We start from the raw sequence: 21,328 nt of genomic DNA on the forward strand, positions 1-21,328 counted from the left end.
TCCTCGACCCAAAGGAGCATCCCATGATGCGTTTTACCTCGACCCTCGCCCTCGCCGCTTCCCTGGCATTCCTTTCGCTCGGCGCGCAAGCCGCGGCGCCATCGAACTGGCCAGACGGCGCCCGTGACGCGTTCGTCAAAGACTGCAGCGCTGCGGCCAGCCAGAACGTGGACGCCAAAACCGCCAAAGCTCATTGCGAATGTGGCGCCAACAAGATCAACGCCGAATTGAGCACTGCGGAAATCAAAGAGCTGATGACCAACCAGAACGCCAGCCCGGAGCTGAAGAACAAGGCAGTCGCGGCTATTTCGTCCTGCAAAGTCGTCAAGAAAAAGTAAGAACGTCTGCTGATCAGACGTCCGTTTTGCCAAAAAAACAGCCTGAAAACTGCTATTTCTCACAAATTACGTAGCTTTTACGGCTTTTTTTAACAGCTGATATTTCGCCGCAAAGCCCCGTAGAACGGGGCTCTCCGCCGGATACTCGACTAAACGCAACGCGATTGATTAGCAAACAATGCCTTGGGGGGGCTCCCAAGCCGAACATTTCGACTATGATAGCCCTGTGTGCCCAGTTGGCCTGAGCAGCACAGCACTACTGAAAATATATGTTTCTTGGAGATACACCATGTCTAATCGCCAAACCGGCACCGTTAAATGGTTCAACGATGAAAAAGGCTTCGGCTTCATCACTCCTCAAGGTGGCGGTGACGACCTGTTCGTACACTTCAAAGCTATCGAAAGCGACGGTTTCAAAAGCCTGAAAGAAGGCCAAACCGTTTCCTTCGTGGCTGAGAAAGGCCAAAAGGGTATGCAAGCTGCACAGGTTCGCGGCGAGTAATCTCCGCTGAGCTAAAAAAAACCCCGTCCATGTGACGGGGTTTTTTATGGGCGCTGCAAAAGCCGCAGGCTATCAGCCGCAATTGACCCGCGTGATCACCAGATTATCGTCGGTGTTCAGGTTCAAGCGGTCGGAGCGATATTCCAATGTAATCATGTCGTTGGGCTTGAGGATGCGTGCATTCTGGGCACCGGCACGGGTACGCGCCTGCTCCAACAGTTGAGGCGAGGCTTTCTGGCCGATCGTGTACTCGGCGGACTTCGACTCACAGCGGCTATGACCGGCGTCGGTCACGCCGGCATCCTTGCCTGGCTCAGAGGCACCCGGGGTGCTGCAACCCGCCAACGCGAGCGCCGCCAACAAAGTACCGAATGATGCGAGCTTCCAAGGCATGAAGCCTCCTATGATAAAAAAGTGAACAGAGATCGTGCGACAGCGATGCAACCGATTGGTTTCAAGACGTTAACGCCTCACCCGCAAGTCTGCCTGAGTCATGCCAGGCAAGCGTCCAGTCAATCGTGACCAGATATGAACATGCTCAGTAGATATCGATGTAGTCGGACGACGGCGCTGGCCAGTTCTGCTTCAGCGCGTTGAAAATCTGCGTCACCCAGACCTCGTCACTGGCAGCCACATTGCCTACATACCCCGACCCCTTCGCCCAGGTCTCCAAGCGAAACAGCAGCCCATCGATATCTACGCCGCCTACAACCTTTCCTGAAGAGATGTAGGCGATACCGGCCCTGGTGACCCGAAGCTGGGCATGTTCATCGTCACTGGCACTGGCAATCAGTTGCCGCACAGCGGCCAGTGTAAGACTCTCAGGCTTGTTCAAATCGATTTGCACGCGGTGTTTCCCGGCCAATAAACAGGCCGACAGTGTCGCACACCCCTCCCCTCATGCCTAAGTAGCAGTGCCAAACCCCGCGTAAAATGCTTAACTGCACCCGCTCAAGCCGCACGCCAGCGCATCGCCCAGTACCTAAAGCCCGCGAGATTTCCCATGACCACCGTAACGCTCCAAGCCGATATCAAAGCCAAATGGCCCCAGGGGCAAAGCTCCTACAGTCCCGGCAGTGCGGAGGAGTTGGCGATCATTGGGATCGACCTGCTGGTCAAGGAACTCGGCACCCAGGGCGCACACGCCTTCATCGGCCAGGTATTCGAGAAATACCCGACCGATTACGAGGGTGCACAGGAACGCGAGTAGGAACCGGTCAGCGAACGCCGACCGGCAAGCGGTTTACTTCAAACGTGCCAGGCGCTCGGTCAGCAGATCGAAAAAGCCCTGGGCATCGCCATTCTCGACCCAGAACGCGTTCTTCTCCTGCTTCAAGCCGTCGTACCAATCCACGATGGTCTGGCCGAAGGTCGGGCCTTCCCGGCTGTCGACGACCACGTTGACCTGGCGACCAGTGAACAGCGATGGCTTGAGCAGGTAGGCGACCACTGTGGCGTCATGCACCGGGCCACCTGGAATGCCATAGTGCTCCATGTCGCCCTTGACGTACTCGTTGAGGATATTGCTGACGACCTTGCTCGCGTTGTTGTTCAGGTCCGCGATCTTCTTCAGGCGCGCTTCGCTGGTCAGCACTTTATGGGTGACGTCCAGCGGCAGGTAGGTCAACTTCACGCCACTTTTAAGCACAATTTCCGCGGCCACCGGGTCGGCAAAGAGGTTGAACTCGGCCACTGGCGTGATATTGCCGCCATTGAAGTGCGCCCCCCCCATCACCACCACTTCCTTGATGCCCTGGGTGATTTCCGGCGCCTGGGTCAATGCCAGGGCCAGGTTGGTCTGCGGACCGAGCATGGCGATGGTGATGCTGTGGGGTTTGGCGGTCGTCAGGGTCTTGATCAGGTAATCCACCGCGTTGCCATCAGCCAGGCCTTGTTTCGGCTCATGCACGGTGACGCCGGAGATACCTTCCTTGCCATGGATATTCTCGGCATAGATCGGCTTGCGCAGCAGCGGCGCTGGAGCACCCGCGTAAACCGGGATGTCTTCGCGTGCTGCCCACTCGCGCGCGAGGCGGGCGTTGCGGGAGGTTTTGTCCAGGCGCACGTTGCCGGCCACTGTCGTCAGTGCGCGAATGTTCAGTTCCTCCGGAGAAGCCATGGCGAACAGCAAGGCAACCACATCGTCGGCACCGGGGTCGGTATCGATGATCAGGTCGATTTTTTCCGCCGCCTGGGCGCTTGCAGCTGTGAGCGCGGACAAAAGCAAAACACTCCGGAACAGGTTTTTCAGGGAGGGAAGACCACGTTGCATAAAACACTCCTTGTCGTAGGGGGACTCTAGAAGGTTACGCCGGATACCAGCGCGATATTGCAGTAAGGCTGACATTCGCCGGTGCGCACGACCGCGCGCGCCCTGCCACTCAATTGCTTGAATGCTTCATGACTGAGCAGGCGTCGCTCGCCCAGCGCCGCCTGATCGGCCAGCGCATTGAGCTCGACCAGCGCCGCAGGCCGCTTGAGCAGGATTTCTTCAGCCAGCACGTGGCTTTCCACCTGCATTTCGCTGAGCACCACGCGCAGGGTGCTGATGAAATCCGGAATGCCCTGGGTCAGCGCCAGGTCAATCAATTCGACGCCGGGCGGCACCGGCAGGCCGGCATCCCCGATGACCAGAATGTCGCCGTGCCCCAATGACGCGATCACACGGGACAGGGCGATATTGAGCAGAGGTGTCTTTTTCATGAGGGCACAAAACCTTGTACGTCGTGCAGCGTAGGAATGGAAGGCTGGGCGCCGGCACGGGTCACCGACAACGCGGCCGCGACCTGGCCAAAACGGATGGCCTCGGCTTCGCTCTTGCCCGCAGCCAGCGCCGCGGCAAAGCCACCCACGAAGGTATCGCCGGCAGCCGTGGTGTCCACCGCCCGGACCTTGGGCGCGACCAAGTGCTCGAAGCTGTTGCCATCTGTAAACAGTGCGCCCTGAGCACCGAGGGTGATGATGACTTTACCGGCGCCCGCCTTGATCAACGCTGTCGCGGCGAGCTTGGCGCTGTCGAGCGAATCGACCGCAACACCGCTCAAGGCGCTGGCTTCACTTTCGTTGGGAATCAGGTAGTCGATCGAGGCATACCACTCGGCCGGCAAGGGCCCACTGGCCGGCGCCGGGTTGAGGATCACCGTCTTGCCCAGCTCGCGGCCGCGCTTGAGCGTATGCCCGACGGTGTCCATCGGCACTTCAAGCTGGCAAATGATCACGTCGGCAGCCTGCAACACCGCATCGCAGGCCGTCAACGACTGGGGCGTCAACTGACCGTTACTGCCCGCCACAATCACAATCGCGTTCTGGCTGCTGTCATCCACCACGATCAGCGCGACCCCACTGGAGCCGTCCACGGTGCTGACGGCCTGACAGTCGATGCCTTCGACCAACAGCGCATCGCGCAATTGGCCGCCATAGGCATCGCTGCCGACGCAGCCGATCATGGCCACATCCGCTCCCAGGCGCGCCAGGGCGACGGCCTGATTGGCGCCCTTGCCACCGGGGACGGTGGAAAAGGTCTGGCCGATCAGCGTTTCACCGGCACGCGGCAAGCGACTGGCGCGGGTGACCAGATCCATGTTCAAGCTGCCTACTACCACTACGTTCGCTGGCATACATCAGTACTCATCAATTCGGTTCAGCGGTATTGGGCAAACACACCCGTCAACGGCGCCGTCGACTCACGCAAGACAATGCTTGGCGTCACGATGCGTTGATCGACCGGCAGTTGGGGTGTCGCTATACGTCGCAGTAATAATTCGGCCGCTGTCTCACCCAGCTGTACGATCGACTGCCCGACCGTGGTCAGCGCAGGATAGACATAGCGGCCCATTTGAATGTCATCGAAACCTATCACCGACAGCTCGCCCGGCACGCGAATATTGCGCTCTGCCGCAGCGCGAAGCACGCCAAAACCGATCATGTCGTTGCAGGCAAAAATCGCACTGGGCGGTTGCTGCGCAAGCAATTGCACGGCGGCGGCATAACCGCCGTTGCTGGTGAAATCACTTTCGCGGATGCGCTCGGCGGCTGTTTCAACACCCGCCTCGCGCAGCGCACGGCGATAGCCTGCCAGGCGCATTTGCGCCACGCGCGTATGGGCAGGGCCGGCGATGCAGGCAATGTCACGATGGCCCAATTCAAGCAAGTGCCGGGTCGCCAGGTAGGCACCCTCTTCATGATCGATGCGCACCAGGTCGACGTCGATACCGTCCAGCGCCCGGTCGACGATCACCATGGGCGTGCGCACCGCGCTCAAGCCAGCGGCAAGGCCGCTGTCATCGCCGCCCACCGAGGTCACGATCAAGCCGTCGACGCGCTTCTCCAACAACACGCGCAAATAGCTGCGCTGCTTTTCGGCGTTGTCATCGGAGTTGCAGAGGATCACGCAATAGCCATTGCGCTCGCAGTAATCCTCGATGCCCCGGGCCAACTCCGCGAAGTACGGGTTGAGGCTGTTGGGCACCAGCAGCCCGATCGTCGCCGTGGTCTTGGCCTTGAGCGAGCGCGCTACGGCACTGGGCACATAGTCCAACTGCTTGATCGCCGCCTCGACCTTGACGCGCACCGGTTCGCTGACCGGGCGCGTCTTGTTCACCACATGGGACACCGTGGTGTAGGAAATGCCCGCCAGCGCCGCCACATCCTTGATCGTTGCCATGGTTCAGCCCCGCCGACTGGCGCGCTGGCTGCGGTACGTATCGAGGACCACAGCGATCACGATCACGGCACCGGTAATAATGCGTTTGGTGGGCTCTGTCGCGCCGATCTGCGCCAGGCCCGCCGCCAGTACCGAAATAATCAGCACACCAAAGAACGTGCTGATGACCGAGCCGCGCCCGCCCATCAGGCTGGTACCGCCGATCACCACGGCGGCGATCACTTGCAACTCCAGGCCCGAGCCGGCATTCGGGTCCGCCGCTTCCAGGCGCGAGATCTGGAACAGCGCGGCCACACCGGCGAGCAGGCCCATCAGGCTGAACACCAGGATTTTGTAGGGCTTGGGGTTGATGCCGGCCAGGCGCACCGCTTCTTCGTTGGTACCGATACCGATCAGGTAACGACCGAACACAGTGCGGGTCAGCACGAGCTGGGCGGCGATGATCACCAGCAACGCAATGATGAACGACGGCGAAATCCCGAACGCGATCGGATTGGACAGCCAGGCAAACGAGTCACCGATATAAGCGGTGCGCGAGCCGGTCATCTGGTAAGCCACGCCCCGGGCCATCTCCAGCACGCCAAGGGACACGATAAAGGACGGAATACGCCACGCCACCGTGATGGAACCGGTAAGCGTGCCGGCCAATGCGGCGCAGCCCATGCCCAGCACGGCGGCCGGCAATACACTCCAGCCCCAGCTGAGAATCGCCACGCTGACCGCCGACGCCGCCAATGCCAGTACCGAGCCAACCGAGAGGTCGATACCACCAATGATCAGGATGAAGGTCATGCCCACCGCCAGCACCATCAGGTCCGGAATCTGGTTGGCCAGGGTGCTGAATGTGTCATAGGACAGGAAGTGATCGCTGAGTACCGAGAACAGCGCAATCATCGCCAGCAACGCGCCCGCCAGGCCCAGGTAGGTGCCCAGGCCGTAGAAGTTGCCGCCCGCTTTACCAGGGGAAGTGGTTGTTTTCATGGGGTATTCCTAGGCGCTGCATCGTTGAGCAGCGCGTCACGTTTGTGATAGCCGGCAAAGGCGGCGGCGAGCAATTCATCCTGGGTCCAGCGATCGCGCTCGAAGGTCTCGATCAGGCGTCCGGCGGACAACACGCCGATGCGGTCGCAGATCAGCATCAGCTCGCGCAGATCACTGGAGACCACCACCAGCGCTTTGCCCTGGCGCGTCAACTCGCCGAGCAAGGCATAAATGTCGAACTTGGCACCGACGTCGATGCCACGCGTAGGCTCATCGAAGAGCATCACCGAACAATCGCGCTCCAGCCAGCGGCCAATCACTACCTTCTGCTGGTTACCGCCCGAAAGCTCGGAGACCAATTGCGCCGGGCTGGAACTGCGGATGCGCATGGCGTCGATCTGGCGCTTGGCCAGGGCGGTTTCATCGCGGCGGTTGACCAGCCCGCCAGCAGAGATTTCCGGCATGTTGCCCAAGGCGATGTTGGCGCTGATGGACTGGGTCAGCAGCAGGCCTTCACCCTTGCGGTCTTCGGTGATCAGGGCAATGCCATGAGCGACCGCGTCGACCGGGGAGCGAATGCTGACCACGTTGGCCTGCGGCCCCAACGCCACCGTGCCGCTGTCGGCTGGGTCGGCACCAAAAATCAGGCGCAGCAACTCGGTACGACCGGCGCCGATCAGGCCGGAAATACCGTAGATTTCACCGGCGCGCACCTGGAAGGACACGTCGCGGACCTTGTCCGAGCGCGTCAGGCCTTTGACCGTCAAGGCCGGTTCGCCGATAGTGCGCGGGCCCAGGTCGATGTGCTCGCCCAACTCGCGCCCTACCATCAGGGTCACCAGTTGTTCACTGTTGTAATTGGCCATCGGCTCGACACAGACCAGCTTGCCGTCGCGCAATACGGCAATGCGCTGGGCCACCCGGGCCAACTCTTCGAGCCGATGGGAAATATAGATAATCGCCACGCCCCGGGCCTGCAGGCGGGTGATTTGTTCGAACAGCATCTCGACTTCACGGGCCGTGAGCATCGCCGTCGGTTCGTCGAGAATCAGTACATGGCAGTCACCAATCAGATTGCGGGCAATCTCGACCATTTGCTGATGACCAATGCCCAGGCTGCCTACCAGGGTGTCCGGGTCGATTGCATCCAGGCCCACCTGGGCCATGGCTTCGGTCGCGGCCGCGCGCAACTGTTTGCGGCTGATCCAGCCACCACGGCTGGGCAGGTTATGCAGGAACAGGTTTTCAGCCACCGTCAGCGTCGGCAGCAGGTTGAGTTCCTGCATGACCATGCGCACACCCAGCGCTTCGGCCTGGGTGCGGCTGGCGGGTTGATAATCCTGACCATTGAACTGCATGTTGCCGGTGGTCGGCGTAACCAACCCGCCGATGATCTTCGACAAGGTACTTTTGCCTGCGCCGTTTTCACCGGTCAGCGCCAACACTTCACCACGATTGAGCGTGAGCGTGACGTCGGACAGAACCGGTTGGGCATAGGTCTTGCCGATACCGCTGACCGAGAGGACAGCGTTCGGGGCGGAAGATGACATAGGAAAAATCTCCAGGCGCCCGCTCAGGACGAGCGGGCGCTGTTGGCTACTGCCGGAATTACTTCTTGAGGACGAGTTCGACCGGGGTTTCGATCACGCCATCGGTGGCCTCGACCTTCTCGCCCTTGACCAGCTTCAGCGCATTCTGGATGCCGAACACGGCTTGCTGGGCGGCGGCCTGGTCGGCGGTTGCCAGCACGCGACCGTCCTGCAGCATCGGCTTGATGGCTTCGATGTTGTCGTAGCCCACCACCAGCACTTTGCCGGCCTTGCCCGCCGCGCGTACGGCGGAGACGGCGCCCAGGGCCATGTTGTCGTTACCGGCCAGAAGTGCCTTGAGGTCCGGGTATTCGCTCAGCATCGCCGAGGCGACTTTCTGGCCCTGGTCGATTTCCCAGTTACCGGATTGAGTGGAGACGATCTTCATGCCTGCCGCATCCATTGCATCCTTGAAGCCTGCGGTACGCTGCTGGGCGTTGGTGGTGGTCGGCACGCCTTCGATGATCCCGACCTTGTCGCCCGCGGCCAGTTGCTTGGCCAGGTAGTCACCGACCAGCTTGGAGCCTTTGCGGTTGTCCGGGCCTACGAAGGGAATATCGAGTTTTTTGCTTTTCAGCACGTCCGGGTCCAGGCGGTTGTCGATGTTGACCACCTTGATGCCGGCATCCGAGGCTTTCTTCAGCACGGTGACCAGCGCCTTGGAATCGGCGGGTGCGATGACGATGGCGTTGACCTTGGCCAGGATCATCTGATTGACGATATCGATCTGCGCGCTGGTGTCGGTTTCGTTCTTGATGCCGTTGGTGATCATGTCGAAGTCGGCGGCGTGGGATTTCTGGTAGTCCTTGGCGCCCTCTTGCATGGTCACGAAAAATTCGTTGGCGAGGGACTTCATCACCAAGCCGACCTTGGGTTTGGCGGCAGCGTCGTCAGCGAATGCAGAAGAGAGAGGCAGGGCAGCGGATGCGGCGGCAAGCACAGCGACAGCGAGAAGACGTCCTGCAAATGGCAGCTTCATGGGTGTACTCCGATCTTATGATTATTGTGAGCAACGCTCGCGCCGAAGAAACATCTCGCAAACGTTTGCGTTGTCAGAACTATGAGAACCTTGTCGAGATTTGTCAACGGTCAGCACTCACCTTTCATCCTGAAGATACCGTTCACTCCGGCGCTGATTGAAACGACAGGGCTGGCGACGATTTCACACAGAACCCGAGGTAAATACCATCAAGGCTTTCGGACAACCGAACATCAATGCACCCTGCGTTCGGAAAGCCGGACAGCCGCGTGTCAGATGAGCCCGAACAAGCAATTTAAATTGTTTTAAATCAATAAGTTATTTTATCCATTCCTTCATGATTGGCCTGGTACAAATCCTGCTATTTCTCAGCGCCTCGGACGTTCAGAGTCGCCCGGGTGTTCTGGATACATCTGCTACCGCACTCGTCAAAACCAGAGAGAAAAATAATGAAATCTGCATTGAAATCCTTTGTTCCCGGGGCGATGGCCCTCCTGCTGCTGTTCCCTGTCGCCGCCCAGGCAAAAGAAGTCGAGAGCAAGACCAAGCTCGCCAACGTGGTGATCCTCGCCACTGGCGGCACCATCGCCGGCGCAGGTGCCAGTGCTGCCAACAGCGCCACCTACCAGGCCGCCAAAGTCGGCATCGAACAATTGATCGCCGGTGTTCCTGAGCTTAGCCAGATCGCCAATGTACGCGGCGAACAAGTGATGCAAATTGCGTCGGAAAGCATCAATAACGAAAACCTGCTGCAACTGGGTCGCCGCGTCGCCGAATTGGCCGACAGCAAGGACGTGGATGGCATCGTGATCACCCACGGTACCGATACCCTCGAAGAAACCGCCTACTTCCTTAACCTGGTTGAAAAAACCGACAAGCCTATCGTGGTGGTCGGCTCCATGCGCCCGGGTACCGCGATGTCGGCGGACGGCATGCTCAACCTGTATAACGCCGTTGCCGTCGCCGGTAGCAAGGACGCACGCGGCAAAGGCGTGCTGGTGACCATGAACGACGAGATCCAATCGGGTCGCGACGTGAGCAAGATGATCAATATCAAGACCGAGGCGTTCAAGAGCCCCTGGGGCCCATTGGGCATGGTCGTTGAAGGCAAATCCTACTGGTTCCGCCTGCCGGCCAAGCGTCACACCCTGGATTCGGAATTCGACATCAAGACCATCAAGAGCCTGCCTGACGTAGAAATTGCCTACGGCTACGGCAACGTGAGCGACACGGCCTACAAAGCCCTGGCCCAAGCCGGCGCCAAAGCCATCATTCATGCCGGCACCGGCAATGGCTCGGTGTCGTCCAAGGTCGTTCCGGCGCTGGTGGAATTGCGTAAACAAGGCGTGCAGATCATCCGCTCTTCGCACGTCAATGCCGGTGGCATGGTGCTGCGCAACGCTGAACAGCCGGACGATAAATACGACTGGGTGGCAGCCCTTGACCTGAACCCGCAGAAGGCCCGCATCCTGGCAATGGTCGCCCTGACCAAGACTCAGGACAGCAAAGAGTTGCAACGGATATTCTGGGAATACTGATTCCAGACCTGACTGAAAGGGTGGCGAGGTAGCGTGCTTCCTCGCCACATCAGGTTCACACCTAAAACTTATTGCAACAAATCACAGCAAATTTCCAAATTCGCTGTCAGACGGACGTCTTTGAATTTAAGCAGTTGCGAAAATACCTACAGTTAAATACTGTATGTGCGTACAGCTTACTAAGGAATACTCCGTGGCAAAGCCCTCCTCCGCAGCACCCGCAGCGCCTGACGCCTACCAGCGCCTGGCCATTCGCGTACAAAAAATCATCAATTCGACCAACGCCCAGAAAGCCAAGGCGGCGTTGATCTTCCGCCTGCCGGATGAGCCCGAGGACGAGTGGGCGCGCCTGCTTGAAGAAATTGCGGAAAACGACAACGTCACCCTCGCCTACAGGGATGACGGCGGCGTGCAGATTTTCTGGGTTGTGCCGAAGGAAGATTGATTGAATGAGTGTCCGTTTTTTCGCTGTGTGCTGCCTGTTTTTTGCTGTCACCGCCAACGCCCAAGCCCCACGAACCTTCAGTGAAGCCAAGAAAATCGCCTGGAAGCTCTACGCCCCCCAATCCACCGAGTTCTATTGCGGCTGTAAATACGCCGGCAAACGCATAGACCTGAAAGCCTGCGGCTACATCCCGCGCAAGAACGCCAATCGCGCCGCGCGCATCGAGTGGGAACACATTGTGCCCGCCTGGCAGATCGGCCATCAGCGCCAGTGCTGGCAAAATGGCGGGCGTAAAAACTGCACGCGCCATGACGACGTGTTCAAGCGCGCCGAAGCCGACCTGCACAACCTGGTGCCGAGCATCGGCGAGGTAAATGGCGACCGTAACAACTTCAGTTTCGGCTGGCTGCCGGTGCAAACCGGGCAATACGGTTCATGCCTGACCCAGGTGGACTTCAAGGCCAAGAAGGTCATGCCGCGCCCATCGATTCGCGGGATGATCGCACGCACCTATTTTTATATGAGCAAGCAATACGGCCTGCGCCTGTCGAAACAGGATCGCCAACTGTATGAAGCCTGGAACAAGACCTACCCGGTGCAACCCTGGGAGCGCCAGCGCAACCAGACGGTGGGCTGTGTGATGGGCCGAGGCAATGAATTTGTCGGCCCGGTGAACCTGAAGGCCTGCGGCTGAAGGTGGGCGCAATCGGCGCCCACCCGACCCGTTACTGCGCGACCTTGTGTTCGATGACTTCCGACACGGTGTCGGTTTTCTTGGCCCGGGCCATCTTTTCGTTGAGCAGCGTCTGCTTGGCCTCAGCCTCGGCCTTGGTGGCAAACGGGCCAAGCAGTACCTGGTCCTTGCCGTCTGCCTTCACGATGTAAAAATTGAAACCATGCTCCAGCAACCAGGCGGTCAAGTCAGTGAGCGCCTGCAGCTTGTGATCCGGCGGCCCCACCCATACATCCCATTCCTGCGCGGCAATCGCACCGGTTTGCGGCTGGCTTTCGGTCACGACAGGCTTGGCCTTGGGGGCATTGACAGGCTCACCTTCGCCGCATCCGGCCAATGCCAACACTGCAATTGCCATTGCTACTTTACGCACTGCCCTGCTCCTTCGAAGATAAAGAGGCGACTTTACCATTCACTGTCTATTCTGGCCGTCATAAACGTTGGCTTAAACAATGCGAATCATGTATCGCGACCTGTATGATGCCGCCATGGGAATTAATGTCGCCTCTATGCGTCCTAAAAGAGGCAGTCACAGGGAAGCGCTTCGCAGTAAGCTACGCACATCCGACACCTGCCCTGTCTGAACATGTGTCCTTAAAAGTAATCAAGGAGAAGTCCATGCTTATACTCACCCGAAAAGTTGGTGAAAGCATAAACATCGGTGATGACATTACGATCACCATCCTGGGCGTTAGCGGCCAGCAAGTACGAATCGGCATCAACGCCCCCAAGGATGTTGCCGTGCATCGCGAGGAAATTTATCAGCGCATCCAGGCTGGCCTCACTGCGCCGGACAAAAACCAGACGCCTTGAAGCACCTCCAGTAGCCAGCCTTTTGCTTTACCGTAACGGCTGGCGAAAACCTGATCGGCCCATTCGCTTTTTTTATCCACGCTGTACGCCTCGTACATGTCCCCGCGCTGCAAGATGAAACTGCCATGATGCCAGGAACTTGTTGCATCATTTGCAGCCAAATTCCACGTCATCCTGCGGTCCGAGTGCATTCAGGAGCACGTCGATGAGGCCAACCGTTACACAGCCCATGGTTTCCCTGTCCTGGACAATCACCTTGCTGATAGGCCTGGTATTCCTGGCGCTCGGGTATGGACTGCGATTGGAAGTCCAGGGGGCTGTCGACGCGGCGGACCACTCGTGGCTGGACCTGGCATTACTGCTGTGCGCCTACCTGTTTGCGTTCTGCCTCAAGCCGATGCAGAAGACAGTCTTGCGCAAGCTATGCCAGCGTGAGGCGCATCGCGCGCATCAAAAAGCAACACGCTGACGGTCTTCCCCTTCCCGCACCGCCAGCCGGCCATCGGCTTCTCGCAGCACGTGCAGTCCTTCATACCCGTCGATACAGGCATGCTCGGTCGCCATGGCAACTGGGTGCGTCGAGGTCACCACCATCACATCCGCTCCCGCCGCTTCTGCGGCTCGAATGCCGACCGTCGCATCCTCGAACACCAGGCAATCCTGCACCGGCACGCCCAGGCGCTGGGCACCGAGCACGTAACACGCCGGATCGGGCTTGCCGCTGGCGACATCCTCGGCCGTCACCATTACCGAGGGCACGGGAATACCCGCAGCTGCCATTCGACGCAGAGCCAAGGCCTTGGGCGCAGATGTGACCAGCGCCCACTGCCCGGCAGGCAAGCGTTTGAGGAACTCAACCGCGCCGCCAATCGCCACGATGCCCTCGACATCGTTCACTTCAGCATCGGTAATCCACGCCGCTTCAGCTTGAGCGTCCACGCCCGGCAACGCCTGACGCGTGATCGTATCGATTGCGCGGGCGCCATGGATGGTGGTCAGGAACGCCTCCACATCCAGGCCATGGCGTTCGGCCCAACGGCTCCATACCCGCTCGGCGGCGGCAATGGAGTTGAGCAGGGTTCCGTCCATATCGAACAGAAAGGCCCGGTAACGCCGGCTAAATACGGCAGGATTTTGGCTGGACACGACGCGGCTTCCCCAGGTGTTCAAGCAAATGATCGATGCCATGCAATCTACGGTTCACCTCGCCACTTGTAAACGTTGCGAGGCGCCCCGCCCCAAACCTTGAATGACGAACTTGTCATCATCCTGTTGGTTGGCTGTTCAGGTCGCCTGGTTACTGTGAACTCACTGCCGGCCCCGGCAGCCAACATTCACAGAGAGATTTGGCCATGAAACGGTTTGCCCTCGCCTTGATTACCTTGCTCGCCACCACCTCGGTATTTGCCGCCGACGCCGCCCCAGCCGCTTCCGTGATCCATGATCGAACCGGCTTTTTCGTCCACTTGGATGTGGCCAAGGTGCTCTCCAGTACCGACACCTATGGCCAATGCGGTATCGTCCCGGCGCAACTGCGCTACCTGGATCATCAGGACCGGGAACACGTGCTGGATTACCGGGTGCAAGGCATCGGTTGCGCCAGTGACAATTGATCAGGATAAACTGGCGCAACCCATTGAATCAGGGCATTTACCATGAACATCCTCGTAGTCGAAGACGAACCCAAGGCCGGCAACTATCTGCTCAATGGCTTGCAGGAACTGGGCTACAGCGTCAGCCTGGCCCGCGATGGCGTGGACGGTTTGCACCAGGCTCTGGAAACACCGTTCGACGTGATCGTGCTCGATGTGATGATGCCGAAAATGGATGGCTGGGAAGTACTGCGCCGCTTGCGCAGGGAGGCCGATACGCCGGTGCTGTTCCTGACCGCCCGCGATGATATCGCTGACCGCATCAAGGGCCTGGAGCTGGGCGCCGACGACTATCTGATCAAGCCCTTTTCCTTCGCCGAACTGGTCGCGCGCCTGCGCACCCTGACCCGGCGCGGCCCGATTCGGGAAGAAGAACACCTGCAGATCGCCGACCTGCAAATCGACGTGCTCAAGCGCCGCGTCACCCGCGCCGGCACGCGCATTACCCTGACCAATAAAGAGTTCGCCCTGCTGCACCTGTTCGCCACCCACCAGGACCAGGTGCTGTCACGCTCGCTGATTGCCTCGCGGGTGTGGGACATGAATTTCGACAGTGACACCAACGTGGTCGACGTGGCCGTGCGGCGCCTGCGCTTGAAAATCGACGATCCGTTCCAACTCAAGTTGATCCACAGCGTGCGTGGCATCGGCTACCGCTTCGATACCCAGCCATGAGCCGCAGCCGCCATTACTCGCTGACCCTGCGCCTGGCGTTGATCTTCGCCCTGCTCGCCTTTGCCTTGCTGGCCACCCTCGGCGTGGCCCTGTACCGCGAGCTGGAGCGCGAGCTGATCCGCCGCGACGACACCGCGCTGATCTCCCGCGTCGATCAACTGCGCAACCTGCTCAGCGACAGCAACACCCTGGACCTGATCAAGACCAAACCCGAGTTGTTCCAGAACATGCTCGGCAACCGTGAATCCGTATTGAGCATCGCAGCCCCCGGTCAACCACCCTTGCTGCTGGTGAACCCGGCCAATATCGAACTGCCTGCGATAGAGCCGGTGCCCGGGAATCACGTACTGGCACTGAGCGATGTACAGCACTTGCCAGGGCTCAACGGCATTCCCTTCTCGACGGTCGCCGCGACCATCAACGCCGGTGACCTGGGCAGCCTGCAAGTCACCAGCGGCCGCCTGATGACCGAGCGCACTGCGGTACTCGCCAGCTATCGACTGAGCGTTTATATCCTGGCGAGCATCGCTGCGATTATCCTGGCATTGGCCGGGTACCTGCTGGTGCATCGCGGCTTGCTGCCCTTGCGCCGCCTGGCCCGGCACGCGCAAGGGATCGGCGTCGGCAACCTGGCCGAGCGCCTCGACAGCGAGGGCGCCCCGAAAGAACTGCTACCGATGATCGAGTCGTTCAACACCATGCTTGAGCGTTTGTCCAAGGGCTTTGTGCAACTGGGCCAGGTCTCGACCGACATGGCCCACGAACTGCGCACGCCGATCAATAACCTGCTCGGCGAAACCCAGGTTGCCTTGCAGCAGCAGCGCAGTGTCGACAGCTACCAGCAACTGCTGGCGTCCAATGTCGAGGAGCTTGAACGCCTGGCGCGGATGCTCGACAACATGCTGTTCCTGGCGCGCACCGACCCGGCCAGCGCGTTGCGCCAACGCCAGGCGCTGGACGCAGCGGATGAGGTGGAGCGCATCGCCGATTATTTCGAAGGGTTGGCCGCCGACGCGGGCATGCACATCGTTGTCCAGGGCAAAGGCGTGATCTGGGCTGAGCCCATGCTCCTGCGCCGCGCCCTGGCCAACCTGTGCGCCAACGCCATCAAGTATGGAGCGCCGGGCTCGGCGCTGAGCGTCCAGGCGATTGCAACCGACGAGGGCGTCAACGTGAGGGTCAGCAACCAGGGTGAGACCATCCCCGCCGAGCATCTGCCGCGGCTGTTCGAACGGTTCTACCGGGTGGATGAGTCCCGCGAGCGCTCCTCCCAATCCAATGGACTGGGGCTGTCGATCGTGGCAACCATCATGCAACTGCATAACGGGCGGTATCGGGTCAGCAGTGAGGACGGCATCACCACTTTCGAGTTGTTTTTTCCCGCACGGGACTGAATCAGCTCACCCGACCACCTGTTTCCACGATATCCGCCTGGGTTTGCCAAGCCGCCGCGGCCGCCAGACGCAAGCCCTCCACCAACACAGGCAATTCCATCGACGGCTGACCGAACTGCGGCAAGCCCGGCACATGGATAAACCCACTGCGCACCGCAGAACCTGCCAGCGCATGCTGCAATCGATAAAACACCTGATTGCACACAAAAGTCCCCGCCGTCTGCGAAACGGAGACCGCAATACCCGCCTCACGCACCGCCCTGACCATGCTCTTGATCGGCAATGTCGAGAAGTAAGCGGCCGGGCCACCCTCCACCACTGCCGTGTCAATCGGCTGGGCGCCCAGGTTGTCCGGGATGCGCGCATCATTGACGTTGATCGCGACGCGCTCGATGGAAATATCACTGCGCCCGGGCCCCAGGCCGGTCGCGATGACCATGGCCGGTTGCAGTTCCTCAATCAGCTGAAGCAAGGTCTCTGCAGCAGTGGCGAAAGCGCAGGGCAATCGGCGCGCGACGATCCGCACGTCATCACTCAGTTCCAACCCTTCCAGCAGGCGCACCGCCTCCCAGGAGGGGTTCACCACGTCATGGTCGAAAGGCTCGAAGCCGGTCAGCAATAGGGTTTTCATCCTGGCCTCACATCAACAGATAAAGCAGCACGATATTGACCACCAGCATCATCAACGCGGTGGGCAATTGGGCCTTGATCACCGCGTTCTTGTCCGGCAGCTCCAGCAATGCTGCCGGCACGATATTGAAGTTGGCCGCCATCGGTGTCATCAGCGTACCGCAGTAGCCGGAGAACATGCCGATCGCCGCCATGACCGCCGGGTTGCCGCCGTAGATGCCCACCAGCACCGGCACCCCGACGCCGCCGGTCATCACCGGGAACGCCGCGAAGCCGTTGCCCATGATCACCGTAAACAACGCCATGCCCAGCACATAGACCATTACCGCCACCAATTTGAAATCCAGATTGATGTACGTGGTGGTGACGTGGGCGACCGCCGTACCAACCCCGGCTTCATTGAACAACAGCCCGAGCATGGCCAGCATCTGCGGCAGCACCATGGCCCAGCCCAGGGCTTCCGTCAGGCGACGCGATTCGCGCAAGGCCTGCACAGGGGTATCGCGGGTCAGCCAGCAGGCGAGGCCAAGGGCGATCAGGCAGCCGATGCCGAGAGAGACAAAGGTGGTGTTCTTCGGATCGAGCAGCGGCACACCGCCGATTTCGGTGTGCTTGAGCAATACCGAGCCAATCACCGTGGTCAGCGGAATGGCCAGCGCGGGTATGAATAGCTTGTGACCCAGGCGAGCGGCACTGGCGCGGGACGCCTTGTCATGCAATTGCGCATGCTGGCCACGGCCGACGCCACCCAGGCCGGCAATCAACGCCATCACCACGATGCCGCCACCGATGACCACCGAAGGCAGGCGTTCTCCCACCAGGAACGGAATGGCAAACAGCAGCCAGAACAGCGACGTCGACCAACGCTTGGGATGGGTGCGATCCAGCAGGATCATACCGGCGGTGATCAGCAACAGCACACCGGCCAGCCAATACAGGTATTGAATGGAAATAATCATTGCGCAGCCTCCACCGAGGGAGCGGCGCTCATCTCACGGGTCAACCGTCGATCAAACCGATGCAGTCGAATGGCATGAATGATAAAGGCACAGATCGCCGTCGGGATGCCCCACACCGCAATATGCAGCGGCTCCACATCGATCCCCGAGCCCAGCAGAAAGGTATGCATCAAGGCGATCGCACCAAAGGCGACGAAGATGTCCTCACCGAAAAACAGCCCCACGTTGTCCGTGGCGGCGCACATCGCCAATACCTTGTGACGCAGCTTGTCCGGCAGCTTGCCGTAGCGTTTTTCCGCCGCACCTTCGGCCATCGGCGCGAGCAATGGCCGCACCATCTGCGGATGCCCACCCAGGCTGGTCAGCCCCATGGCCGCAGTGGATTCACGTACAAACAGATAGATGATCAGCAGACGCCCCACTGTCGCGCGCTCGAAACGGGCGATCCAGTTCTGTGCATGCAGGCGCAAGCCGTGGCGCTCCAACAGGCCAATCACCGCCAGCGGTAATAACAGGATCAATTGCAGCGCACGGGTCTGGAGGAAACCATCCCCCATGGTGGCGAGAATTTTCTCCAGCGGGAACTGGGCGGCGAGCCCGGTGGCGATAGCGGCGGCGGTGACCACCAGCAACGGATTGAAGCGCAATACAAAGCCGACCACGATGACAAGTACGCCGATCAACGGCCATAAATTCACAACAGTTTGCATGGCGAAGAGGTCCTTTAGTGCGCGCTGCGGCGCCATTACAGCAGGATGTGAGCAAAGGGCTCACAGCATGAAAGTGGCGTGCAGTCGGCTCGGTTTTTTTATTGTTGACCCGGAAGGTCGAGCAGTGGCGGCAACTTTGCTGCCTTGAGGCGGGAGGTGTCCAACAAGAAAAACTGTTGCTGCAGACCAATAAATTTTGTGGATATTGGTACTGCGCGATTGGGTAACTGGAGGGATTCGGGATTAGCCCTATACTCAACGATGATGCGCCTGCGCAGCATCCAGGGCGCTATTGCCGACAATGAGGGCTCCAGCTATGTATGCCGGTCAGATGAGCAGTATGGCGACAGCAATTGGCGAGATACGCTGCCAGATGGTGGTCCAGATCATTTGTCTGTTGTCGGTGGCGACGCTCTTCTGTTGACCGAAACACCAGCGCCCCAAAAGCGCCGCAAGACGCTGTTGACCTGATCGTTCCCTCGCGGAACGAGGGAACGATCAAATTCCAGACAACAAAAAAGGGCCCACCTTTCGGTGAGCCCTTCAAGACCGCCCAGCAGAGCGGATTTTGTTTGGTAGGCGCGATTGGACTCGAACCAACGACCCCCACCATGTCAAGGTGGTGCTCTAACCAACTGAGCTACGTGCCTGCTGTGAGGCGGCATTCTACGGAATTCCGTAGGGGTGTCAACATCTTTTTTGCAGCTAACCCTATGAATATGCGAATTTTTTATTCGCGGGCCAGGCGCCCGCGAATTACGGGTGGCTGGCAGGCTATTTTCAACTCAGGTAGCATCGTCGCACTCGTAAAAAATATAAAACAGAGGTTCCAGGATGGCGAACACCCCCTACCCCCAGTCGTATTACGCCGCCTCCGCGAACGCGGTTCCGCCGCGTCCGGCGCTGCAAGGTGAGGTCGAAACCGATGTTTGTGTGATTGGCGCCGGTTATACCGGTCTTTCCAGCGCGCTGTTTTTGCTCGAGAACGGCTTTCGCGTGACGGTCCTGGAAGCCGCCAAGGTAGGTTTTGGTGCGTCCGGTCGTAATGGTGGGCAGATCGTCAATAGCTACAGCCGCGACATTGATGTCATCGAGCGCAGCGTCGGGCCTACACAGGCGCAGTTGCTGGGCGAGATGGCCTTCGAGGGCGGCAGGATCATTCGTGAGCGCGTGGCCAAATATCAGATCCAGTGCGACTTGAAGGATGGCGGCGTGTTCGCCGCGCTCAACAGCAAGCACATGGGCCACCTGGAATCACAGAAGCGCCTGTGGGAGCGTTACGGCCATACGCAACTGGAACTGCTGGACGAGCGTCGCATCCGCGAAGTCGTGGCGTGTGACAACTATGTAGGCGGCCTGCTGGACATGAGCGGTGGGCATATCCACCCACTTAACCTGGCATTGGGCGAAGCGGCGGCCGTCGAATCCCTCGGCGGCACAATCCATGAGCAGTCGGCCGCCGTGCGTATCGAGCGCGGCGCCAACCCGGTGGTGCATACCGCCGAAGGCAAGGTCAGGGCCAAGTTCATCATCGTTGCGGGCAATGCCTACCTGGGCAACCTGGTGCCGGAGCTGGCGGCCAAATCAATGCCGTGCGGCACCCAGGTGATTACCACTGCGCCACTGGGCGACGAATTGGCCAGGACCTTGTTGCCGCAGGACTACTGTGTCGAAGACTGCAACTACCTGCTCGACTACTACCGCCTCACGAGCGACAAGCGCCTGATCTTCGGCGGCGGCGTGGTGTATGGCGCGCGGGACCCGGCGAATATCGAGGCGATCATCCGGCCAAAGATGCTCAAGGCGTTCCCGCAGCTCAAGGACGTGAAGATCGACTACGCCTGGACCGGCAATTTCCTGCTGACCCTGTCGCGTCTGCCGCAGGTGGGCCGCCTCGGCGACAACATCTATTACTCGCAAGGCTGCAGCGGCCATGGCGTGACGTATACGCACCTGGCCGGCAAGGTTTTGGCCGAGGCATTGAGAGGCCAGGCCGAGCGCTTTGACGCCTTTGCCGACCTGCCCCATTACCCGTTCCCGGGTGGACAGCTGTTGCGCACACCGTTTGCCGCAATGGGCGCGTGGTATTACGGGCTGCGGGACAAGCTGGGTTTTTGATGAACGACGGGAGCCGGTTCGCCGGCTTCTTACCCGGAACGACAAATCGCGGACACAAAAAACCCCGGTCTTTCGACCAGGGTCTTTGCTATCGAATCAAGGTCAGCCAATGGCTTCGCTTGTGCTTCAAGGCGTTCAGTGGGCCTTGAAGCTGATATGGCGCAGCGGACGGGACTCGAACCCGCGACCCCCGGCGTGACAGGCCGGTATTCTAACCGACTGAACTACCGCTGCGTATCGCTTGGCTGACTGAGCGTAAAGCCTCAATCACCTTTAAACATCTGATCGATCAACCTGGGTTGTTCAATCTCAAGCCCGACACATCGAACCTGGAAAATATGGCGCAGCGGACGGGACTCGAACCCGCGACCCCCGGCGTGACAGGCCGGTATTCTAACCGACTGAACTACCGCTGCGCGTCGGTGCAACCTTTAACGTTGCGTCTTGCCCTAAGGCAAAACTCTCAAGAAGTGGTGGGTGATGACGGGATCGAACCGCCGACCCTCTGCTTGTAAGGCAGATGCTCTCCCAGCTGAGCTAATCACCCTTTGCTTCGTTGAGGCCGCGAAATTTACGCAGATAGCGGACCTAAGTCAATAGCCCGCTTGA

General features: G+C 59.7%; 27 protein-coding genes and 4 tRNA genes. 13 read left to right on the plus strand and 18 right to left on the minus strand.

Annotated elements, in window-relative coordinates; translation table 11 throughout:
- Positions 1–23: 23 nt before the first annotated feature.
- Both BFQ00_RS15725 and BFQ00_RS15730 read left to right on the plus strand, forming a co-directional pair.
- The gene (locus BFQ00_RS15725) at positions 24–338 is read left to right on the plus strand and encodes a hypothetical protein (protein ID WP_083227377.1); all 315 of its coding nucleotides are present in this window, start codon (positions 24–26) and stop codon (positions 336–338) included.
- Between the two features lie 289 nt (positions 339–627).
- Positions 628–840 carry a cold-shock protein gene (locus BFQ00_RS15730; protein WP_003234260.1) on the plus strand — a complete coding sequence of 71 codons (213 nt, stop codon included), beginning with the start codon at positions 628–630 and terminating at the stop codon, positions 838–840.
- Positions 841–912: 72 nt separating this feature from the next.
- Here the strand turns inward: BFQ00_RS15730 and BFQ00_RS15735 are convergent, their stop codons facing one another.
- Both BFQ00_RS15735 and BFQ00_RS15740 read right to left on the minus strand, forming a co-directional pair.
- The gene (locus tag BFQ00_RS15735) at positions 913–1,233 is read right to left on the minus strand and encodes an I78 family peptidase inhibitor (protein ID WP_065934046.1); all 321 of its coding nucleotides are present in this window, start codon (positions 1,231–1,233) and stop codon (positions 913–915) included.
- Positions 1,234–1,378: 145 nt separating this feature from the next.
- Positions 1,379–1,687, minus strand: coding sequence for a hypothetical protein (locus BFQ00_RS15740; protein WP_065892484.1), 309 nt, complete (start codon positions 1,685–1,687; stop codon positions 1,379–1,381).
- Between the two features lie 156 nt (positions 1,688–1,843).
- Between BFQ00_RS15740 and BFQ00_RS15745 the strand changes: the two genes are divergently transcribed.
- Entirely contained in the window at positions 1,844–2,050 is a 207-nt protein-coding gene (locus tag BFQ00_RS15745) for a hypothetical protein (RefSeq protein WP_065934047.1), read from the plus strand.
- A gap of 33 nt (positions 2,051–2,083) precedes the next feature.
- Here the strand turns inward: BFQ00_RS15745 and BFQ00_RS15750 are convergent, their stop codons facing one another.
- The 7 genes from BFQ00_RS15750 to BFQ00_RS15780 are packed head-to-tail and all read right to left on the minus strand — an operon-like array spanning position 2,084 to position 9,052.
- A complete protein-coding gene (locus BFQ00_RS15750) occupies positions 2,084–3,112 on the minus strand; it encodes a nucleoside hydrolase (protein WP_065887172.1) in 1,029 nt (342 codons plus the stop codon).
- A 26-nt stretch (positions 3,113–3,138) separates the two neighbouring features.
- Complete coding sequence (rbsD, locus tag BFQ00_RS15755) at positions 3,139–3,543, minus strand: D-ribose pyranase (protein WP_065934048.1); 405 nt, start codon at positions 3,541–3,543, stop codon at positions 3,139–3,141.
- Positions 3,540–4,457 carry a ribokinase gene (gene rbsK, locus BFQ00_RS15760; RefSeq protein ID WP_065887168.1) on the minus strand — a complete coding sequence of 306 codons (918 nt, stop codon included), beginning with the start codon at positions 4,455–4,457 and terminating at the stop codon, positions 3,540–3,542. The genes rbsD and rbsK overlap by 4 nt, the downstream gene beginning before the upstream one ends.
- Positions 4,458–4,480: 23 nt before the next feature.
- A complete protein-coding gene (locus BFQ00_RS15765) occupies positions 4,481–5,503 on the minus strand; it encodes a LacI family DNA-binding transcriptional regulator (RefSeq protein ID WP_065934049.1) in 1,023 nt (340 codons plus the stop codon).
- A 3-nt stretch (positions 5,504–5,506) separates the two neighbouring features.
- Positions 5,507–6,484 carry an ABC transporter permease gene (locus tag BFQ00_RS15770; protein ID WP_065887162.1) on the minus strand — a complete coding sequence of 326 codons (978 nt, stop codon included), beginning with the start codon at positions 6,482–6,484 and terminating at the stop codon, positions 5,507–5,509.
- Positions 6,481–8,034 (minus strand): sugar ABC transporter ATP-binding protein, encoded by a 1,554-nt coding sequence (locus BFQ00_RS15775; RefSeq protein WP_065934050.1) that lies wholly within the window; start codon positions 8,032–8,034, stop codon positions 6,481–6,483. Before BFQ00_RS15775 ends, BFQ00_RS15770 begins: the two co-directional genes overlap by 4 nt.
- Positions 8,035–8,092: 58 nt before the next feature.
- Positions 8,093–9,052 (minus strand): sugar ABC transporter substrate-binding protein, encoded by a 960-nt coding sequence (locus tag BFQ00_RS15780; RefSeq protein WP_065892480.1) that lies wholly within the window; start codon positions 9,050–9,052, stop codon positions 8,093–8,095.
- Positions 9,053–9,501: 449 nt separating this feature from the next.
- Between BFQ00_RS15780 and BFQ00_RS15785 the strand changes: the two genes are divergently transcribed.
- The 3 genes from BFQ00_RS15785 (at position 9,502) to BFQ00_RS15795 (ending at position 11,729) form a co-directional block, all read left to right on the plus strand.
- The gene (locus BFQ00_RS15785; protein ID WP_065887159.1) at positions 9,502–10,590 is read left to right on the plus strand and encodes an asparaginase; all 1,089 of its coding nucleotides are present in this window, start codon (positions 9,502–9,504) and stop codon (positions 10,588–10,590) included.
- Between the two features lie 193 nt (positions 10,591–10,783).
- Positions 10,784–11,035 carry a DUF1654 domain-containing protein gene (locus tag BFQ00_RS15790; protein WP_170827563.1) on the plus strand — a complete coding sequence of 84 codons (252 nt, stop codon included), beginning with the start codon at positions 10,784–10,786 and terminating at the stop codon, positions 11,033–11,035.
- A 4-nt stretch (positions 11,036–11,039) separates the two neighbouring features.
- Positions 11,040–11,729, plus strand: a complete 690-nt coding sequence (locus BFQ00_RS15795; protein ID WP_065934051.1) for an endonuclease — start codon at positions 11,040–11,042, stop codon at positions 11,727–11,729.
- Between the two features lie 31 nt (positions 11,730–11,760).
- On the opposite strand, the gene BFQ00_RS15800 is transcribed toward BFQ00_RS15795, so the two are convergent.
- A complete protein-coding gene (locus BFQ00_RS15800) occupies positions 11,761–12,126 on the minus strand; it encodes an SPOR domain-containing protein (RefSeq protein WP_065887156.1) in 366 nt (121 codons plus the stop codon).
- A gap of 260 nt (positions 12,127–12,386) precedes the next feature.
- On the opposite strand from BFQ00_RS15800, the gene csrA reads away from it, so the two are divergent.
- Together csrA and BFQ00_RS15810 are read left to right on the plus strand one after the other, a co-directional pair.
- The gene (csrA, locus tag BFQ00_RS15805; protein WP_003192511.1) at positions 12,387–12,581 is read left to right on the plus strand and encodes a carbon storage regulator CsrA; all 195 of its coding nucleotides are present in this window, start codon (positions 12,387–12,389) and stop codon (positions 12,579–12,581) included.
- A 205-nt stretch (positions 12,582–12,786) separates the two neighbouring features.
- Positions 12,787–13,050: a hypothetical protein gene (locus BFQ00_RS15810; RefSeq protein ID WP_065887155.1), complete on the plus strand. Its 264-nt coding sequence runs from the start codon at positions 12,787–12,789 to the stop codon at positions 13,048–13,050.
- On the opposite strand, the gene BFQ00_RS15815 is transcribed toward BFQ00_RS15810, so the two are convergent.
- On the minus strand, positions 13,032–13,727 hold the full coding sequence (locus tag BFQ00_RS15815; protein ID WP_065934070.1) for an HAD-IA family hydrolase: 696 nt from the start codon (positions 13,725–13,727) through the stop codon (positions 13,032–13,034). The genes BFQ00_RS15810 and BFQ00_RS15815 overlap by 19 nt on opposite strands.
- Positions 13,728–13,933: 206 nt before the next feature.
- Between BFQ00_RS15815 and BFQ00_RS15820 the strand changes: the two genes are divergently transcribed.
- The 3 genes from BFQ00_RS15820 to BFQ00_RS15830 are packed head-to-tail and all read left to right on the plus strand — an operon-like array spanning position 13,934 to position 16,302.
- On the plus strand, positions 13,934–14,194 hold the full coding sequence (locus BFQ00_RS15820; protein ID WP_065934052.1) for a DUF2790 domain-containing protein: 261 nt from the start codon (positions 13,934–13,936) through the stop codon (positions 14,192–14,194).
- A 42-nt stretch (positions 14,195–14,236) separates the two neighbouring features.
- Entirely contained in the window at positions 14,237–14,908 is a 672-nt protein-coding gene (locus tag BFQ00_RS15825) for a heavy metal response regulator transcription factor (RefSeq protein ID WP_065887152.1), read from the plus strand.
- Positions 14,905–16,302: a heavy metal sensor histidine kinase gene (locus tag BFQ00_RS15830; protein ID WP_065934053.1), complete on the plus strand. Its 1,398-nt coding sequence runs from the start codon at positions 14,905–14,907 to the stop codon at positions 16,300–16,302. Before BFQ00_RS15825 ends, BFQ00_RS15830 begins: the two co-directional genes overlap by 4 nt.
- A 1-nt stretch (position 16,303) precedes the next feature.
- Here the strand turns inward: BFQ00_RS15830 and pcp are convergent, their stop codons facing one another.
- Genes pcp through BFQ00_RS15845 form a run of 3 tightly spaced genes read right to left on the minus strand, consistent with a single transcriptional unit; the run spans position 16,304 to position 18,601 of the window.
- Positions 16,304–16,933 (minus strand): pyroglutamyl-peptidase I, encoded by a 630-nt coding sequence (pcp, locus tag BFQ00_RS15835; RefSeq protein WP_065934054.1) that lies wholly within the window; start codon positions 16,931–16,933, stop codon positions 16,304–16,306.
- A 7-nt stretch (positions 16,934–16,940) separates the two neighbouring features.
- Entirely contained in the window at positions 16,941–17,891 is a 951-nt protein-coding gene (locus tag BFQ00_RS15840) for a DUF979 domain-containing protein (RefSeq protein WP_065934055.1), read from the minus strand.
- Complete coding sequence (locus BFQ00_RS15845) at positions 17,888–18,601, minus strand: DUF969 domain-containing protein (protein ID WP_065887148.1); 714 nt, start codon at positions 18,599–18,601, stop codon at positions 17,888–17,890. Before BFQ00_RS15845 ends, BFQ00_RS15840 begins: the two co-directional genes overlap by 4 nt.
- A gap of 156 nt (positions 18,602–18,757) precedes the next feature.
- Here BFQ00_RS15845 and BFQ00_RS29675 point away from each other — a divergent pair, with 156 nt between their 5' ends.
- Positions 18,758–19,072 (plus strand): hypothetical protein, encoded by a 315-nt coding sequence (locus BFQ00_RS29675; RefSeq protein WP_170827564.1) that lies wholly within the window; start codon positions 18,758–18,760, stop codon positions 19,070–19,072.
- Positions 19,073–19,174: 102 nt separating this feature from the next.
- On the opposite strand, the gene BFQ00_RS15855 is transcribed toward BFQ00_RS29675, so the two are convergent.
- A tRNA-Val gene (locus BFQ00_RS15855) sits at positions 19,175–19,251 on the minus strand.
- 184 nt (positions 19,252–19,435) lie between these two features.
- Here BFQ00_RS15855 and BFQ00_RS15860 point away from each other — a divergent pair.
- Positions 19,436–20,719, plus strand: a complete 1,284-nt coding sequence (locus BFQ00_RS15860) for an NAD(P)/FAD-dependent oxidoreductase (protein WP_065934056.1) — start codon at positions 19,436–19,438, stop codon at positions 20,717–20,719.
- A gap of 157 nt (positions 20,720–20,876) precedes the next feature.
- On the opposite strand, the gene BFQ00_RS15865 is transcribed toward BFQ00_RS15860, so the two are convergent.
- The 3 genes from BFQ00_RS15865 to BFQ00_RS15875 form a co-directional block, all read right to left on the minus strand.
- Positions 20,877–20,953 (minus strand) — tRNA-Asp (locus BFQ00_RS15865).
- Between the two features lie 105 nt (positions 20,954–21,058).
- Positions 21,059–21,135 (minus strand) — tRNA-Asp (locus BFQ00_RS15870).
- A gap of 55 nt (positions 21,136–21,190) precedes the next feature.
- Positions 21,191–21,266: transfer RNA gene (locus BFQ00_RS15875), tRNA-Val, on the minus strand.
- Between the last annotated feature and the right edge of the window lie 62 nt (positions 21,267–21,328).

It is taken from the genome of Pseudomonas sp. 28 E 9 (genome assembly GCF_900004785.1).
Taxonomy (GTDB): Bacteria; Pseudomonadota; Gammaproteobacteria; order Pseudomonadales; family Pseudomonadaceae; genus Aquipseudomonas; species Aquipseudomonas orientalis_A.

Bases quoted from the DNA above. Each gene is read 5' to 3' on its own strand.
- BFQ00_RS15725 (WP_083227377.1), top strand. From the start codon at position 24: ATGATGCGTTTTACCTCGACCCTCGCCCTCGCCGCTTCCCTGGCATTC.
- BFQ00_RS15730 (WP_003234260.1), top strand. From the start codon at position 628: ATGTCTAATCGCCAAACCGGCACCGTTAAATGGTTCAACGATGAAAAA.
- BFQ00_RS15735 (WP_065934046.1), bottom strand. From the start codon at position 1,233: ATGCCTTGGAAGCTCGCATCATTCGGTACTTTGTTGGCGGCGCTCGCG.
- BFQ00_RS15745 (WP_065934047.1), top strand. From the start codon at position 1,844: ATGACCACCGTAACGCTCCAAGCCGATATCAAAGCCAAATGGCCCCAG.
- BFQ00_RS15750 (WP_065887172.1), bottom strand. From the start codon at position 3,112: ATGCAACGTGGTCTTCCCTCCCTGAAAAACCTGTTCCGGAGTGTTTTG.
- rbsD (WP_065934048.1), bottom strand. From the start codon at position 3,543: ATGAAAAAGACACCTCTGCTCAATATCGCCCTGTCCCGTGTGATCGCG.
- rbsK (WP_065887168.1), bottom strand. From the start codon at position 4,457: ATGCCAGCGAACGTAGTGGTAGTAGGCAGCTTGAACATGGATCTGGTC.
- BFQ00_RS15765 (WP_065934049.1), bottom strand. From the start codon at position 5,503: ATGGCAACGATCAAGGATGTGGCGGCGCTGGCGGGCATTTCCTACACC.
- BFQ00_RS15770 (WP_065887162.1), bottom strand. From the start codon at position 6,484: ATGAAAACAACCACTTCCCCTGGTAAAGCGGGCGGCAACTTCTACGGC.
- BFQ00_RS15775 (WP_065934050.1), bottom strand. From the start codon at position 8,034: ATGTCATCTTCCGCCCCGAACGCTGTCCTCTCGGTCAGCGGTATCGGC.
- BFQ00_RS15780 (WP_065892480.1), bottom strand. From the start codon at position 9,052: ATGAAGCTGCCATTTGCAGGACGTCTTCTCGCTGTCGCTGTGCTTGCC.
- BFQ00_RS15785 (WP_065887159.1), top strand. From the start codon at position 9,502: ATGAAATCTGCATTGAAATCCTTTGTTCCCGGGGCGATGGCCCTCCTG.
- BFQ00_RS15795 (WP_065934051.1), top strand. From the start codon at position 11,040: ATGAGTGTCCGTTTTTTCGCTGTGTGCTGCCTGTTTTTTGCTGTCACC.
- BFQ00_RS15800 (WP_065887156.1), bottom strand. From the start codon at position 12,126: ATGGCAATTGCAGTGTTGGCATTGGCCGGATGCGGCGAAGGTGAGCCT.
- csrA (WP_003192511.1), top strand. From the start codon at position 12,387: ATGCTTATACTCACCCGAAAAGTTGGTGAAAGCATAAACATCGGTGAT.
- BFQ00_RS15810 (WP_065887155.1), top strand. From the start codon at position 12,787: ATGAGGCCAACCGTTACACAGCCCATGGTTTCCCTGTCCTGGACAATC.
- BFQ00_RS15820 (WP_065934052.1), top strand. From the start codon at position 13,934: ATGAAACGGTTTGCCCTCGCCTTGATTACCTTGCTCGCCACCACCTCG.
- BFQ00_RS15825 (WP_065887152.1), top strand. From the start codon at position 14,237: ATGAACATCCTCGTAGTCGAAGACGAACCCAAGGCCGGCAACTATCTG.
- BFQ00_RS15830 (WP_065934053.1), top strand. From the start codon at position 14,905: ATGAGCCGCAGCCGCCATTACTCGCTGACCCTGCGCCTGGCGTTGATC.
- pcp (WP_065934054.1), bottom strand. From the start codon at position 16,933: ATGAAAACCCTATTGCTGACCGGCTTCGAGCCTTTCGACCATGACGTG.
- BFQ00_RS15840 (WP_065934055.1), bottom strand. From the start codon at position 17,891: ATGATTATTTCCATTCAATACCTGTATTGGCTGGCCGGTGTGCTGTTG.
- BFQ00_RS15845 (WP_065887148.1), bottom strand. From the start codon at position 18,601: ATGCAAACTGTTGTGAATTTATGGCCGTTGATCGGCGTACTTGTCATC.
- BFQ00_RS15860 (WP_065934056.1), top strand. From the start codon at position 19,436: ATGGCGAACACCCCCTACCCCCAGTCGTATTACGCCGCCTCCGCGAAC.